We start from the raw sequence: 14502 nt of genomic DNA, 5'->3' as shown, positions 1-14502 counted from the left end.
GCTGCGATGCCTGCAATCGGATGTATCACGAGCTTCGCGGCTGACGCCGCTCCCCCAACACCACGGCTGACGTCTTTGCCGAGCATGGCTCGGCACTACCTGTTGTCCTTCTTGAGGATGATGGTGATGTGGCCGTTGGTTTCCAGCAGCGCCAGATCTACTTCATCGACGTTATCGCAGCCGGCATCGCGCATCGCCTTGGCGAAATCGGCCTTGCTGACCAGCTCGCGCTGCAGCACGTTCTGCAACACACGCCCGTGCCTGGCCAACACCACCGGCTCGCCTTCGATCACCTGTTCCATCAACACGCTGCGGGTGGTGATCCAGCCTACGATGTAGTTCAGCGCGATCAGCGTGGCTGCCAGCAACAAGCCGCCACCCAATGATGTGTCCGGCCCCAGCAATGCGTTCTGCACGGCATTGCCCAACAACACCAGCAACAACATGTCGAACGGGGTGAACTGGCCCAGCGTGCGCTTGCCCGCTACCCGCACCATCACCAGCACCACGACATAGACAATCACCGCGCGCAGGATGAACTCCCACCACGGCATCGCCAGTGCGAACAGGTCGGACATGATTCCCCTCCATCACTCGATGGCGCCATCGTCGGCCAACGCGGATAAAGATGGTGCGAGAAACTCGCCGGCAACAAGCGCGGCGGAAATAGTTTCATTTGCTACAAAAAAGAAGCCCCGCCGACCAGGGGGGGGTCGACGGGGCCGGGGAGCGGGCATTTGGGGAGGAATCCCCGCTCCGAGATCTGCTCCAGGGGATGGGAGAGATCCGCGACAGACGTTGCGTCTGTCGCGGACTATATGAGCATTCCCAACCTTGATGGATCGTGAAGATTCTGTCGCTCTTTCAAAAGAATTAAGGACAGATTCATCAGCTCAATATCGCTGGCATTTATTAAATGCGGTGTAACGCGACGCATTGTCTCATTTACTAATACTTTCTGGTTAAGAAACTAGAAATTCAGTGTGCTTGATCCCAGTTTTCCCCGATTCCGGTGTCAACAACCAGCGGAACACGCAGGCTCGCGGCAGCGGCCATCCGTTGCTCGACTTCGGCACGCAAGGTGTCAATGAATGCGTCATCGGCCTCGAACACGAGTTCATCGTGCACCTGCAGGATCATCTTGGCTTTGTCACTGTGCCCCTGCAGCCAACCATCCACGCTGACCATTGCACGCTTGATGATGTCCGCCGCGGTGCCCTGCATCGGCGCATTGATGGCAGCACGCTCGGCACCGGCGCGCAGGCCCTGGTTGCGGGCGTTGATGTCGTTCAAGTACAGCCGCCTACCGAACAGGGTTTCCACATAGCCCTGCTCACGCGCCTGCACGCGCATGCGCTCCATGAAGTCACGCACCGCCGGATAACGGCTGAAATACAGCGCCACGTAGTCCTGCGCCTGGCCGCGATCGATGCCCAGGTTCTTGGCCAGACCAAACGCACTCATGCCGTACATCAGGCCGAAGTTGATCGCCTTGGCGGCGCGGCGCTCATTCGGCGTCACTTCGTCCAGCGCGCGACCGAATACTTCGGCTGCAGTGGCACGGTGCACGTCGGCGCCCTGCTCGAAGGCGCGCACCAGGCCCGGATCTTCGGACAGGTGCGCCATGATCCGCAGTTCGATCTGCGAGTAATCGCAGGCCATCAGCTTGCGCCCCGGCGGTGCGACAAAGGCCTGGCGGATGCGGCGGCCATCCTCGGTGCGCACCGGGATGTTCTGCAGGTTGGGATCAGAAGATGACAAGCGTCCGGTCGCCGCACCGGACTGGTGATAGCTGGTATGCACACGACCAGTATCCGGGTTGACCATTTCCGGCAGCTTGTCGGTATAGGTGCTGCGCAGTTTGGTCAGCCCACGGTATTCGAGGATGACGCGCGGCAACTCGTGTTGCTCGGCAATCGCTTCCAGCGCTTCTTCGTTGGTACTGGGCTGACCCTTGGGCGTTTTCACAAGCGCGGGCAAACCAAGCTCGTCGAACAGCACGGCCTGCAGCTGCTTGGGCGAATCCAGGTTGAAGGTGTGGCCAGCCAGCTCGGTGGCCTTCTGCTGCGCGGCCAGCATACGTGCCGACAGATCATTGCTCTGCCGTTTCAGCTCGGCCGCATCGATGCGCACGCCGTTGGCTTCGATACGCGCAAGCACTGGCACCAGCGGCATTTCGATATCGCGGTATACGCTCTGCAACGACGGCACGGCCGCCAGCTGCGGTCCCAGCACGCGGTGTAGGCGCAAGGTGATGTCAGCATCTTCGGCGGCGTAGGCACCGGCCTCGTCAATGCCGACCTGGGCAAACGAAATCTGTTTCGCACCCTTGCCGGCCACGTCCTCGAACTTGGTGGTGGTGTAACCGAGGTAGCGCTGCGCCAGCGAGTCCATGTCATGGCGGGTCGCCGTGGAATTGAGCACGAAGCTTTCCAGCATGGTGTCGTCGGCATAGCCCTGCACCTCGACGCCATGACGGCGCAGCACATGGATGTCGTACTTGCCGTGCTGGCCAAGCTTCTTCTTGCCTGCGTCTTCCAGCAGTGGCTTGAGCGCATCCAGCACCTGCTGCATCGGCAGCTGTATCGGCGCCCCTGGATAGATGTGACCGACCGGGATATAGGCACCCTTGCCGACCTCTACCGCCAGGCTGATACCGACCAGGTTGGCACGCATCGCATCCAGCGCATCGGTTTCGGTATCGAAGGCAAACTCGTTGGCGGCCTGCAGACGGTCAACCCAGGCCTGCAATTGTTCGCTGGTGAATACCGTTTCATATTCCCCCATTGCCGCCATCGCTGGATCAAGGCCAACAACCGGCTCACTGTCGGCTGCCTTGGCGTAACCGGCGGCAGTGCCACGCAAACTGGGCTTGCTGTCGCCGGCAACATCCGGCGCGGCAACCCCGCCCAGCTCGCGCAGCGCCTGGGTAAAGCCGTAACGCGCATACAGGCCACGCAGCGACTCCACGTCCTGCTCGCGCAGCTGCAGATCGCGCGGCCCCTGTTCCAGCGGCACGTCGGTACGGATGGTGACCAGATCACGGTTCAAGGGCAGGCGCGGCAGCGCGGCGCGCAGATTCTCGCCGATCTTGCCCTTCATGGAAGGTGCGGCAGCAATCACCCCATCCAGATCGTTGTACTCGGCCAGCCACTTGGCGGCGGTCTTGGGGCCGCACTTCTCCACGCCCGGTACGTTGTCGACGGTATCCCCCATCAGCGCCAGGTAATCAATGATCTGATCGGCGCGCACACCGAACTTGTCGATCACCGCTGCGTCCGAATCGGTACGGCTGCCGGTCATGGTATTGACCAGCACCACGCCCGGGCGCACCAGCTGGGCGAAATCCTTGTCGCCGGTGGAGATGGTGACCTCCAGTCCATCGGCGGCGGCGGCCAGTGCCAGCGTGCCGATCACGTCATCGGCTTCGACGCCGTCTACGCGCAGGATGTCGATGCCCAGCGCCTGCACGATGTCGCACATCGGCTGCACCTGCGAACGCAGGTCATCGGGCATCGGCGGGCGGTTGGCCTTGTACTCGGCATACATGTCGTCGCGGAAGGTCTTGCCCGGCGCATCGACCACGAAGGCGACGTACTCGGGCTTCTCTTTCAGCGTGGAACGCAGCATGTTGACCACGCCGAACAGCGCACCGGTCGGCTCGCCATTGGCGTTGGTCAGTGGCGGGAGCGCGTGGAACGCGCGGTACAGGTAACTGGAACCGTCTATAAGGACTAATCTGCTCATGCGCTGATTCTACGCGGCGGACCGTTGCCGCATGTGGACAGGCATAATCGAACCATTCCCACCGAAGGAAGCGACCCCATGAAATCCCTGCTGCTGATTCCCCTGCTGGCCCTCGCCGGCTGCGCCTCCCTCGGCGGCGGCTCGCCTCCAGTAGATGTCAAAGGTGCGGATATCACGCGCAAGGCGATGGACAACGGCGACACCATCGAGGAATACCGCGTCGGCGGCACCCTGCGCATGGTCAAGGTGACCCCGGCCCGTGGCGCCCCGTTCTATATGTACGACCGCGATGGCGACGGCCGCATGGACAGCGACAAGGACGGCACCAAGCCGGTGTACTGGAAGCTGTATAGCTGGTGATCTTCCGCTCCCTCCCTTGCGCGAAGCGCAGGGGAGGGCTGGGGAGGGGTGCTTTTAGCGGCCAGATATGAGCGCCAACATCCCTACACCTGCAGAAAAGCCCTCGACCGAGGGCTTTGTTGATTCTGCTTGCTGGTTTCTTTGGGGACACGGCAACAAGCACCCCTCCACAGCCCTCCCCTTCGCTACGCGAAAGGGAGGGAGCCAAGCTTTGCCCCTCCCCTTTGGCGTAGCCAAGGGGGAGGTTGGGAGGGGGTGGTTTTGCTTTGGGCTTTTGTGCTTCCAGCCAAGAGCCCCCTCCGCAGCCCTCCCTTCGCTGCGCGAAAGGGAGGGGGTGAAAGCCTCAGCGGATCACCAGCACCGGCACTGTGCTGCGGGCCAGCACTTCGGAGGTCTGGCTGCCCAGCAGTACCCGGGTGACGCCGCGGCGGCCGTGCGAGGTCATCACCACCAGGTCGCTGTTGCAGGCCTTGGCGGTATCGATGATGCCGTCGGCGGCGTAACGATCCAGCACATGATGGGTCTGCACGTCGGCCACATCGGCCGCGTGTGCGGCGGCCAGCGCCGGCTGCAGGATCTTCTGCGCGGCATCCTCACGGTCCTTCTTGTACTCCGGGCTGGCCTCGTAGCCGGCGCTCCAGCCCATGGCGTCGTACATGCCCACCGCCCACGGCTCGGAAACCGTGACGATGTCGGCATGCGCGCCCAGCTGCGCGGCCAGCTCCAAGCCCTTGGCCAGACCCTTGGCGGAAAGCTCGGAACCGTCGGTGGCGATCAGGATGCGCTTGTACATGGCAGTTCTCCTTGGATGAAGGGTGGTGGTGACACCATTGCACACCCGATGTTGCCCCCATGCCTTGCGCAAGATCAAACCGGGCCGATCAGGCGCTGACCCATACCTCCCAGTGTGGTCCACGCTGCTGCCAGTCGAACTCCACCGGCAGGAACTTCTCGATAAGCCTGGCATTGCTGCGCAGATGGTCGCTGAGCGTGACGGTGGTGAAGCGACCGCCGCCTGCCAGGGCCATCGGCAGCAGCAACTGGTCGGACAGGTGCTCGCCCACACAGGCGCCGCCATCCAGATAGGCCTGTACGGTGTCGGCCAGCCGACCCGCCACGCCCTCGGCAGCCAGCCCGCGCTCGCCGTGGCTGTCGAAATGCTCGACGTGGTTGTCATGGCGCACCGTCATCGAGGCGACGTTGCCCGGTCCCAGCGCCGGCCGCACCACCCGCACATGGCGTGGATGCGCGTCCAGGCCGAAGCGCTTGGCCAGCACATCCAGCTCGCGCTGGCCGATGGCGGCGGGCAGGCCCGACACCAGCACCTGCGCTTCCAGCGCCCACACCAGCCCGCGCACGCTGAACTCCTGTGCCTGCAGCTGCGGACATGCCTGCACGGTCGCCTCCAGCACCCCACCACCGGCCGGATGGAAGCCCGGCACATGCAACTGCAACTCCGCCTGCACGCCCATGCGCGCCAATGCCGGCAGATAGCAGCTGCTGATGAAGTCAGCACTCGGTGCCATCGGATTATGCGTACCGCCCTCCAACCGCACACGCGATGGCGCTGCTGCCTGCCATAAGGCAGGCAGCAGCGTCTGCAATACCAGCGTGGCCGAACCGGCGCTACCGATGGCGAAGTGGTAGTCACCGGCCTGCACAGCTCCCGGCACGAAGCGCAGCGTGGTCGCGCCCAGGGCTGCGCCCTCTACGTGCGCAGTGCTGATCCGTGCCGCAGCATTGACCGCGGTCAGATGCCGGCGCATCAAGCCGGGCCGTGAGCGCTTGGCACGGATGTCCTGCATGGCAAAGCCAATCCCGGTGCACAGGCTCAAACTCAGCGCAGAGCGCAGCAACTGCCCGCCGCCCTGGCTTCCATCGATTTCAATCATTTCCATTGTCTTGCCTTCCTGTGGCGCCCCACCGCAGTGGAGCGCCATTTTGTCTTATCCCTTCACACACACCACCTGACGCAGGGTATGCATGATCTCAACCAGATCGCGCTGCGCCTCCATCACCGCCTCGATCGGCTTGTAGGCGGCCGGTGACTCATCCACCACCTCGGCATCCTTGCGGCACTCCACGTGCGCGGTGGCCTTGATGTGGTCATCCACGCTGATCAGCTTGCGCGCCTTGGTGCGGCTCATCACGCGGCCAGCACCGTGGCTGCAGCTGTGGAAGCTGTCCGCGTTGCCCAACCCGCGCACGATGAAGCTCTTGGCGCCCATGCTGCCGGGAATGATGCCCATCTCGCCCTTGCGCGCACTCACTGCGCCCTTGCGCGTCACCAGCACGTCCTTGCCGAAGTGGTGCTCACGGTTGACGTAGTTGTGGTGGCAGTTGACCGCCTCGGCCTGCGCCTCGAACGGCTTGCTGATCACCGTACGTGCGGCGGCCACCACGTTGCGCATCATCACCTCACGGTTGATGCGGGCGAAGCGCTGTGCCCAATCCACCGCGAACACGTAGTCACCGTAATGCGCGCTGCCTTCCGGCAGGTACGCCAGGTCCTGGTCCGGCAGGTTGATCATCCAGCGACGCATCTCCTGCTTGGCCAGCTCGATGAAGTAGGTGCCGATGGCATTGCCGACGCCACGCGAGCCGGAGTGCAGCATGAACCACACGCGCTGGTCTTCGTCCAGGCACACCTCGACGAAGTGGTTGCCGGTGCCCAGCGTTCCCAGATGCTTGAGGTTGTTGGTGTTCTTCAGCTTGGGGTGGCGCTCGCAGATCAGGGCGAAGTCGGCAGCAAGCTGCGACCAGCCTTCAACTGCCAGCTCTGGCGCGGTGTCCCAGCTGCCCTTGTCGCGGCCACCACGGGTCACGCTGCGGCCGTGCGGCACTGCCCGTTCAATCGCGCTGCGCAGCGCCGACAGATTGTCCGGCAGGTCGCTGGCGGTCAGCGTGGTACGGGTGGCAATCATGCCGCAGCCGATGTCCACGCCGACCGCTGCCGGGATGATGGCACCGATGGTCGGTACCACCGAGCCCACGGTTGCGCCCTTGCCCAGGTGGACGTCGGGCATCACTGCCACCCACTGATGGATGAAGGGCAGGCGCGCGATGTTCTTCAGCTGTTCGCGGGCTTCATCTTCCAGTGGCACGCCGCGCGTCCACAGCTTGATCGGTGCCGCACCCGGCTCCTGGATGACGTTGTAATTGGTGTCGTTCATTGATGGCTTTCCTGTCATCTTCAAATCCAAAGGTGCGGTGACAAACAGTGGTGGAAGTGTCCGCAACGCCAGAAGCAACTTCTGGCGTTGCGGCCGGGAGTCGAACCCGACCCCGCAGGGCTGCCTTTGTAATTCCACCTGCATTCACCGCATGAAACAGCTACGAAAGGTGCCGGCCTGCACGACGAGGTTTGAAGGAACATCCTGCTCTAACCAGACTGAGCTACCGCTGCGTTTCCACAGCGGGCGGGATTCGAACCCGCGACCCGGAGCTTAATAGGCTGTAGTTCCTTCGGCATTCGTGCGTGCCGACGTTGAAACGTGTTCATGCCGAGGCATGAGGCATTGCGAATAAGGTGCCGGCTTGTACGACAAGAATGATGGAACGTTTCACCGCTGTGCCACGAGGGCAAGGCGGCGATCCTGCTCTATCCACTGAGCTACCGATGCATTGCGGCATCGGGCGGGAATCGAACCCGCGACCTGGAGCGTGCTTGGCTGTAGTTCCATCGGCATTCGTACACGCCGACATTGAGGGGGGGGAGCAGACGGCAAGGGTTGGACTGACCCTCCGGATTCGAACCGGAGTGAACAACCAATGTAGTCAGGCCGGCATCCGCCTTCTCCCATGAAAGAATTCTCCAGGCCCGGCCGGCCCCATTGCCGGCCGGGCATCACTGCGGCGACATCCGTATCGCCCTTACAAATCCATTGCCGCGATCCGCTCCACCCAGCGCGGACGCTGTGCCGCCGGCAGGCTGGCATTGGCCAGCAACTCGAACACCGCATCGCTGAAGCCACCGATATGCAGCACGTCTTCGCGCTCAACCGTCTGGCTGCTGGACACCGGCTGCAGATCAATGCAGACCAGCTGCGCCTGCGGGCAGCGCGCCTTCAGCGCGGCCCACTCACGCATGGTTGCGGTCTCACGGTTGCCGCGGGTGTCACGCCAACTCTCGTTGTCCGACACCAACACCAGCAGATCCACCTGCGCCCGCTTGCGGTTGAGATAGGCCAGCGGTGCGCTTACCGAGGTGCCGCCGCCATTGATCGCCAACTGCTGTGCCAAGGTCATCACGCTGTCACGCGGGTTCAACTGCTGCGGATGCACCTCGGTATCGAACGGCAACACCTGCGCCTGTGGGTGACCGCGCAACACACAGGCCGCGATCAGGGCCGCGACGTCGACGCACCGCGCCGCCGAGCTTGCGCCCTTGCGATAGCCGGTCACCGGCCACTGCATCGAACCGGAGACGTCTACCGCCACCACCACCTTGCCCTGCAATGCCGGTACCGAAGCGGTCGCCACTTCCATCGCGTCCTGCAGCGCGTCCAGGATCGGACGCGGCAGTGCCGCACCGGCGTGGTAGGCCATCAGCAGCTGGTAGGGCAGCACCCGCGAGCGGGCGATCTGCTGCGGGTCACGCAGCTTCGCCGCCACTTCGGCAACCATGGATTCGTTCTCGAACACACCATGACGGGCAAAGGTGTTCAAGTTCATCCGCAGCTGCTGCCAGCTTGAGTTGCGTGCCAGTACCGACCACTGCGCCGCATCCAATGCCAGCGCGCTGTAGTACTGGAACGGCAGGTCCGGCAGCATCCCGCGCGGATCGCGCTTGAACGCTTCGTAGGCACGCAGTTCTGCCGGCAACAGCGCCTCGTCGTAGGGCCGCCCGATCACCCAGGCATACAGCGCCTCACGCGCGGCGTCCTGCGGCTTGGGGTGGACCATGCGGATCACATCGGCCAGCGACGGCTGGTTGCCGATCGCAGCGCGGATGATCGCCTTCGGCGAGGCCTGCTCCAGCCACTGCCGCAGCAGGCGCTTCGGCAACGAGCCCAGCGAACGGCGACCCACCCGACCGCTGCGCATGATCTGCACGAAGGTGCGCAGCATGCGGCCGTTGTCGATCACATGCGGGAAGGCCGCGGCAAACGCCTCGCCATCACGCACGCTCAGCATCGCCAACAGCAGTGCCGGCACGTCCTTCATATGCGCCACGCCGTGAGCATAGGCAGCAGTGCGGGCAATGAAGCCGGCATCGACTTCGCTGCACAGCGCCTGCACCTGCTCCAACTGCGCATCAGCGCTGGCGTAGAAGGTGCTGTTCAGGCAACCGGTGGCAGCGAACAGGGCCAAGGCCGCACGCGGGTCACGGGCATAGGCCGATCCACCGGCTTCGTTGCGGACCGTCGCCTTCGGCAGCAGGGCGCCACGGAAGGATGCGAACAGGTTTGCGTTGGCCATTTCGTACTCCTTGGCGGGAACAGCCCGCCTCTCTCTTGGCCCTATACAACGCAATGGCCGTGCCAACTTTTCGAGAACCGGATCAATTCATTGATTCATAAAGATATTTATGTGATTCAGAAGAACGATCGCGCATCCACAATCGGATATTACGTATACTTTCAGCGCGTCATTTATAGGAATTGATATGACTAAGCGCCAGGTAGTCTTCGGCATGCTCGGCACCCAGCTCGACCTGGGCAGCGGCCCCGGCCGCTGGGAGAAATGGCGGCCCACGGTTGCCCTGGGTATGCACGAGGACTTCCAGCCCGACCGCATCGAGCTGATGCTGGACCGGCGCCGCTTCAACCGGTTGGCCACGCAGGTACAGGAAGACCTGGCACTGGTATCTCCAGCCACCGAGGTGCGCCTGCATGACACCTACCTGATCGACCCCTGGGAGTTCGAGGGCGTATACGCCCGCATGCACGACTTCCTGGCGGCGTACCCGTTCCAGCCGGACGAAGAGGACTACTACGTCCACATCACCACCGGCACCCACGTCACCCAGATCTGCTGGTTCCTGCTGACCGAGAGCCGCCACTTCCCCGGCCGCCTGTTGCAGACCTCACCGCCGCGCAAACAGGCCAATGGCGACCCCGGCAGCCATGCGGTGATCGACCTGGACCTGTCGCGCTACGACCACATCGCCCAGCGCTTCGCCCAACAGCAGCTGCAGGACCGCGACCTGCTCAAGAGCGGCATCGCCACCCGCAACCCGGCCTTCAACCGGATGATCGAGCAGATCGAGAAAGTGGCCACGCGCTCGCGCGCACCGATGCTGCTGACCGGCCCCACCGGCGCCGGCAAAAGCCAACTGGCCAAGCGCGTGTTCGAGCTGAAGAAGCTCAAGCACCAGCTGCCCGGGCGTTTCGTCGAAGTGAACTGCGCCACCCTGCGTGGCGATGGCGCGATGAGCACCTTGTTCGGCCATACCAAGGGCGCCTACACCGGCGCCAGCAGCGACCGCGCCGGCCTGCTGCGCTCGGCCCATCAGGGCCTGCTGTTCCTGGACGAGATCGGCGAACTCGGCGCCGACGAACAGGCCATGCTGCTGCGCGCACTGGAAGAGAAGCGCTTCCTGCCGGTGGGCAGTGACCGCGAGGTGGAAAGTGATTTCCAGTTGATTGCCGGCACCAACCGCGACCTGCAGCACGACGTCCGCCAAGGCCGCTTCCGCGAAGACCTGCTGGCGCGCCTGAACCTGTGGACCTACCAATTGCCCAGCCTGGCCGAGCGCAGCGAGGATATCGAGCCCAACCTGGAATTCGAACTGGAGCGCTGGTCGCGCGAACAGCACGAACGCGTGCGCTTCAACGCCGAAGCGCGCAGCCGCTACCTGAGCTTTGCCACCAGCAACGAAGCGGCATGGCGCGGCAACTTCCGCGACCTCGGCGCCAGCGTGGTGCGCATGGCGACGCTGGCCAATGCCGGCCGCATCCAGACCGATGGCGTAGATGAAGAGATCAACCGCCTGCGCACGCAGTGGCATGGCGGCGATGATGCATCGCCATTGCAGGCATTGCTGGGTGATGCGGCCAACCAGCTGGACCGCTTCGATCGCGTGCAGCTGGAAGAAGTGGTGCGCGTCTGCCTGCGCTCAAAAAGCCTGTCTGCAGCCGGCCGTGAACTGTTCGCGGTATCCCGCACCCAGCGTGCCAGCACCAACGACGCCGACCGCCTGCGCAAATACCTGGCCAAGTTCGATCTGGATTGGGAGCAGCTGCAAAACCTGACAGTGGGAACAACCCGTTCCATGTTGGACTGACTTTACACAAGGCGAGAGAGTTGATAGCGTCCACATCGGGCCGCTGAACGCCTCCCCGCTGCAAGGGAAAACTCAGCCCAACTCTCAACTTCCAGACCCATGTCGCCATTCGGCAAGCAGCGTGCCGACAAAGCCAGCAACCCTGGTGGCGGCCCTATTGGAGTCTGCGATGTACACAGCCAGCGAACTCATCACCAATTTCAAAAGTGCGTCACAGAGCATTGCGACCTCTCATTCCGAGAGTCACTGCCAGATGCTTAATGTCCGTGCAAAGGCATTGGGGTTCCGAAGCTTCGTTGATTTTCGGATCCAACTGGAAAGGATGCCGAGGGATGAACTTGCCAATTTTTCGCTAAAGCTGATGCGACAAATTTGCGCAACGAAAGCCCCTGCTCATGACCGGCTTCCCTATTATGAGATGCAAGTCCTTCCATCAGGCATTGGCCATTACAGCCATTGGATTGGATGGGACAGGAACGGCAAGGAGGTTCGGGTGCCACGCCCTCTTTCAGGGAGCGCATCAGTTGAGCCACTTAGATTGATCTCCAGCTTTCCCATATATGTGATCGAATCCAAGCGAGAGCTGATCGCCTGGCGCGCCATATGGGGATCAAAGGCCTACATCCGTGAAGACCTGGCGAAAGAAAACTTCTCACGGATCTTCGACAAAGAACATTTGATTGCCAAGAACGTCCCCATCCACGTCATTCGGCGCGCATCCCAGGGCGAGGACTACAACAGCAACGACGCAGTTGACTAGCCTCCAAGTAGATCCAATCAAAATCTCTCATCTGGCGACGCGGACCCCAAGGCCCGCGTCGCCCCTATATAACTGTCAAATTCGCATACGCCATCACCAGCCACTTGCTGCCGGCGTCGGCGAACTCGACCTGCACGCGTGCATGCTGGCCATTGCCTTCGTAGTCGGTGACCATGCCTTCGCCGAACTTCGGGTGATTGACCAAGGCACCGAGCTTGATCGGCGGCGCTTCGATATTGGCGTGACCGCCCATCGACCGGCTTGCACCAAGCGAGGCCGGGCGCGAGACCTGCACCTTGGGGCGAACTTCGTTGAGCAGCTCGCGCGGGATCTCGCGCAGGAAGCGTGACGGCAAGCTGTAGTTGTCCTGGCCGTGGATGCGACGCGACTCGGCATAGCCCAGCACCAGCTTCTGCCGTGCGCGGGTGATGCCGACGTAAGCCAGACGGCGCTCTTCTTCCAGACGCCCACTTTCCTCCAGCGAACGTGCGCTCGGGAACAATCCTTCTTCCATGCCGGCCAGGAACACCAGCGGGAACTCCAGGCCCTTGGCCGAATGCAACGTCATCAGCTGCACGCCCTCCTCTCCTGCCTGCGCCTGGCCTTCGCCAGCTTCCAGCGAGGCGTAGGACAGGAACGCAACCAGCTCGCTCATGTCCTCGGCGCCTTCTTCGATATCGTCTTCGCGACGCACGAAGCGTGAAGCCACCGAGATCAATTCGTCGAGGTTGTCGGTACGCGATTCCGAATCCAGCGCGTTGCGACTTTCCTTGCCCCAATGCTCACGCAATGCCGAACGTGACAATACGTGATCGATACGTTCGGAAAGATCCATTTCGCCGGTTTCGGCGGTGATCTGCTGCACCAGATTGATGAAGCCGGCCAGAGCGTTCTTCGCGCGCGAGGTCAGGTCGGTGCCCTGCGTGGCCAGCATCGCGGCTTCCCACAACGGCAGCGCCTGCTGCCGCGCGATGCGCCGCACTTCGTCCAGGGTGCGCTCACCGATGCCGCGCGTCGGCGTATTCACCGCACGCTCGAAGGCCGCATCGTCGTTGCGATTGGTCATCAAGCGCAGGTAGGCCAGCGCGTCCTTGATTTCAGCACGCTCGAAGAAGCGCATGCCGCCGTAGACGCGGTACGGCACCTGCTCGCTGAGCAGCGCTTCTTCGAAGGCCCGCGACTGCGCGTTGCTGCGGTAGAGCACGGCAACGTCGCCGTAACTGCCGCCGTCACGCACCCACTGCCGCGCACGCTCGACCAGGTAACGCGCTTCGTCCATTTCGTTGTAGGCGGCGAACAGATCGATCGGATCACCGTCGCCGCTATCGGTCCACAGCTGCTTGCCGATACGGTCCGGGTTATGCGCGATCACCGCATTGGCGGCGCCAAGGATGTTGGCGGTGGAGCGGTAGTTCTGCTCCAGGCGAATGGTCTGCGCGCCGGGGAAATCCTTGAGGAAGCGCTGCACGTTCTCGACCTTGGCGCCGCGCCAGCCATAGATGGCCTGGTCATCGTCACCGACCACGAACACATGCGCGCTGTCGCCGGCCAGCACGCGCACGAAGGCGTACTGGATGGCGTTGGTGTCCTGGAACTCGTCGACCAGGATTTCACGGAAGCGGGCGCGGTAATGCGCCAGCAGCGCCGGGTTGTCGCGCAGCAGTTCGTGCGCGCGCAGCAGCAGCTCGGCGAAGTCGACCAGGCCGGCACGGTCGCAGCGTTCCTGGTAGGCCGCATAGGCCTGGCGCAGGGTTTCGCCCCATTGATCATGCGGTTCGGGCTGGATGTGCTGCGGACGGCGGCCCTCATCCTTCTGCGTGTTGATCCACCACATCACCTGCTTCGGCGGGTACTTGCTGTCGTCCAGCTCCAGCTGCTGGACCACGCGCTTGACCATGCGCAGCTGGTCGTCCGAATCCATCACCTGGAAGGCTTCGGGCAGCCTGGCATCGGCCCAGTGCAGGCGCAACAGGCGATGGGCCAGACCGTGGAAGGTACCGATCCACATGCCGCGGCTGCCCTTGCTCAGCTGCAGGTCGATGCGGTGGCGCATTTCGCCGGCCGCCTTGTTGGTGAAGGTGACTGCAAAAATGCCGTGCGCGGGCACACCGCAGACTTCGGTAAGCCAGGCGATGCGATGGATAAGCACGCGCGTCTTGCCGGAACCGGCGCCGGCAAGAATCAGGTGGTGACCAAGAGGCGCGGAAACGGCCTCGCGCTGGGCTGCGTTCAGCCCGTCGAGCAAGTGGGAGACATCCATGCGCCCATTTTACGGGAAGGCGTCCCGGTAGTGCCGAGCCATGCTCGGCAGGGGCTTTACCAGGAACCCGTTTTGTAGGAGCGGCGTAAGCCGCGAAGCCGGCAGTGTTGGAAAGGCCTTAAGAGCCAACCCCTCCCCAACCCTCCC

10 protein-coding genes are annotated in these 14502 nt (G+C 63.0%); 3 read left to right on the top strand and 7 right to left on the bottom strand.

The window, feature by feature from the left end; translation table 11 throughout:
* Nucleotides 1-95: 95 nt before the first annotated feature.
* Nucleotides 96-578, bottom strand: a complete 483-nt coding sequence (locus ACVOLV_RS12495; RefSeq protein ID WP_481554673.1) for a DUF421 domain-containing protein — start codon at nucleotides 576-578, stop codon at nucleotides 96-98.
* Between the two features lie 400 nt (nucleotides 579-978).
* A complete protein-coding gene (gene polA, locus ACVOLV_RS12490) occupies nucleotides 979-3747 on the bottom strand; it encodes a DNA polymerase I (protein WP_481554672.1) in 2769 nt (922 codons plus the stop codon).
* 78 nt (nucleotides 3748-3825) lie between these two features.
* Here polA and ACVOLV_RS12485 point away from each other — a divergent pair, with 78 nt between their 5' ends.
* Complete coding sequence (locus tag ACVOLV_RS12485; protein ID WP_481554671.1) at nucleotides 3826-4107, top strand: DUF2782 domain-containing protein; 282 nt, start codon at nucleotides 3826-3828, stop codon at nucleotides 4105-4107.
* A 343-nt stretch (nucleotides 4108-4450) separates the two neighbouring features.
* On the opposite strand, the gene ACVOLV_RS12480 is transcribed toward ACVOLV_RS12485, so the two are convergent.
* The 4 genes from ACVOLV_RS12480 to ACVOLV_RS12465 all read right to left on the bottom strand — a co-directional run bounded on the left by ACVOLV_RS12480 (nucleotide 4451) and on the right by ACVOLV_RS12465 (nucleotide 9528).
* Nucleotides 4451-4900, bottom strand: coding sequence for a universal stress protein (locus tag ACVOLV_RS12480; RefSeq protein ID WP_481512820.1), 450 nt, complete (start codon nucleotides 4898-4900; stop codon nucleotides 4451-4453).
* 88 nt (nucleotides 4901-4988) lie between these two features.
* On the bottom strand, nucleotides 4989-6005 hold the full coding sequence (rtcA, locus tag ACVOLV_RS12475) for an RNA 3'-terminal phosphate cyclase (protein WP_481554670.1): 1017 nt from the start codon (nucleotides 6003-6005) through the stop codon (nucleotides 4989-4991).
* 48 nt (nucleotides 6006-6053) lie between these two features.
* Complete coding sequence (locus tag ACVOLV_RS12470; RefSeq protein ID WP_481554669.1) at nucleotides 6054-7280, bottom strand: RtcB family protein; 1227 nt, start codon at nucleotides 7278-7280, stop codon at nucleotides 6054-6056.
* A gap of 700 nt (nucleotides 7281-7980) precedes the next feature.
* Nucleotides 7981-9528 (bottom strand): vWA domain-containing protein, encoded by a 1548-nt coding sequence (locus ACVOLV_RS12465; RefSeq protein WP_481554668.1) that lies wholly within the window; start codon nucleotides 9526-9528, stop codon nucleotides 7981-7983.
* Between the two features lie 187 nt (nucleotides 9529-9715).
* Here ACVOLV_RS12465 and rtcR point away from each other — a divergent pair, with 187 nt between their 5' ends.
* Nucleotides 9716-11335: an RNA repair transcriptional activator RtcR gene (rtcR, locus tag ACVOLV_RS12460; RefSeq protein WP_481554667.1), complete on the top strand. Its 1620-nt coding sequence runs from the start codon at nucleotides 9716-9718 to the stop codon at nucleotides 11333-11335.
* Nucleotides 11336-11504: 169 nt separating this feature from the next.
* Nucleotides 11505-12095 carry a hypothetical protein gene (locus ACVOLV_RS12455; protein WP_481554666.1) on the top strand — a complete coding sequence of 197 codons (591 nt, stop codon included), beginning with the start codon at nucleotides 11505-11507 and terminating at the stop codon, nucleotides 12093-12095.
* Between the two features lie 64 nt (nucleotides 12096-12159).
* Here the strand turns inward: ACVOLV_RS12455 and uvrD are convergent, their stop codons facing one another.
* The gene (uvrD, locus tag ACVOLV_RS12450; protein WP_481549065.1) at nucleotides 12160-14355 is read right to left on the bottom strand and encodes a DNA helicase II; all 2196 of its coding nucleotides are present in this window, start codon (nucleotides 14353-14355) and stop codon (nucleotides 12160-12162) included.
* Nucleotides 14356-14502 lie beyond the last annotated feature (147 nt).

The sequence above is a fragment of the Stenotrophomonas sp. STEN023 genome, assembly GCF_056760135.1.
Note: the sequence above shows the minus strand (reverse complement) of the source record. Positions and strands in the feature narration are given on the sequence as shown.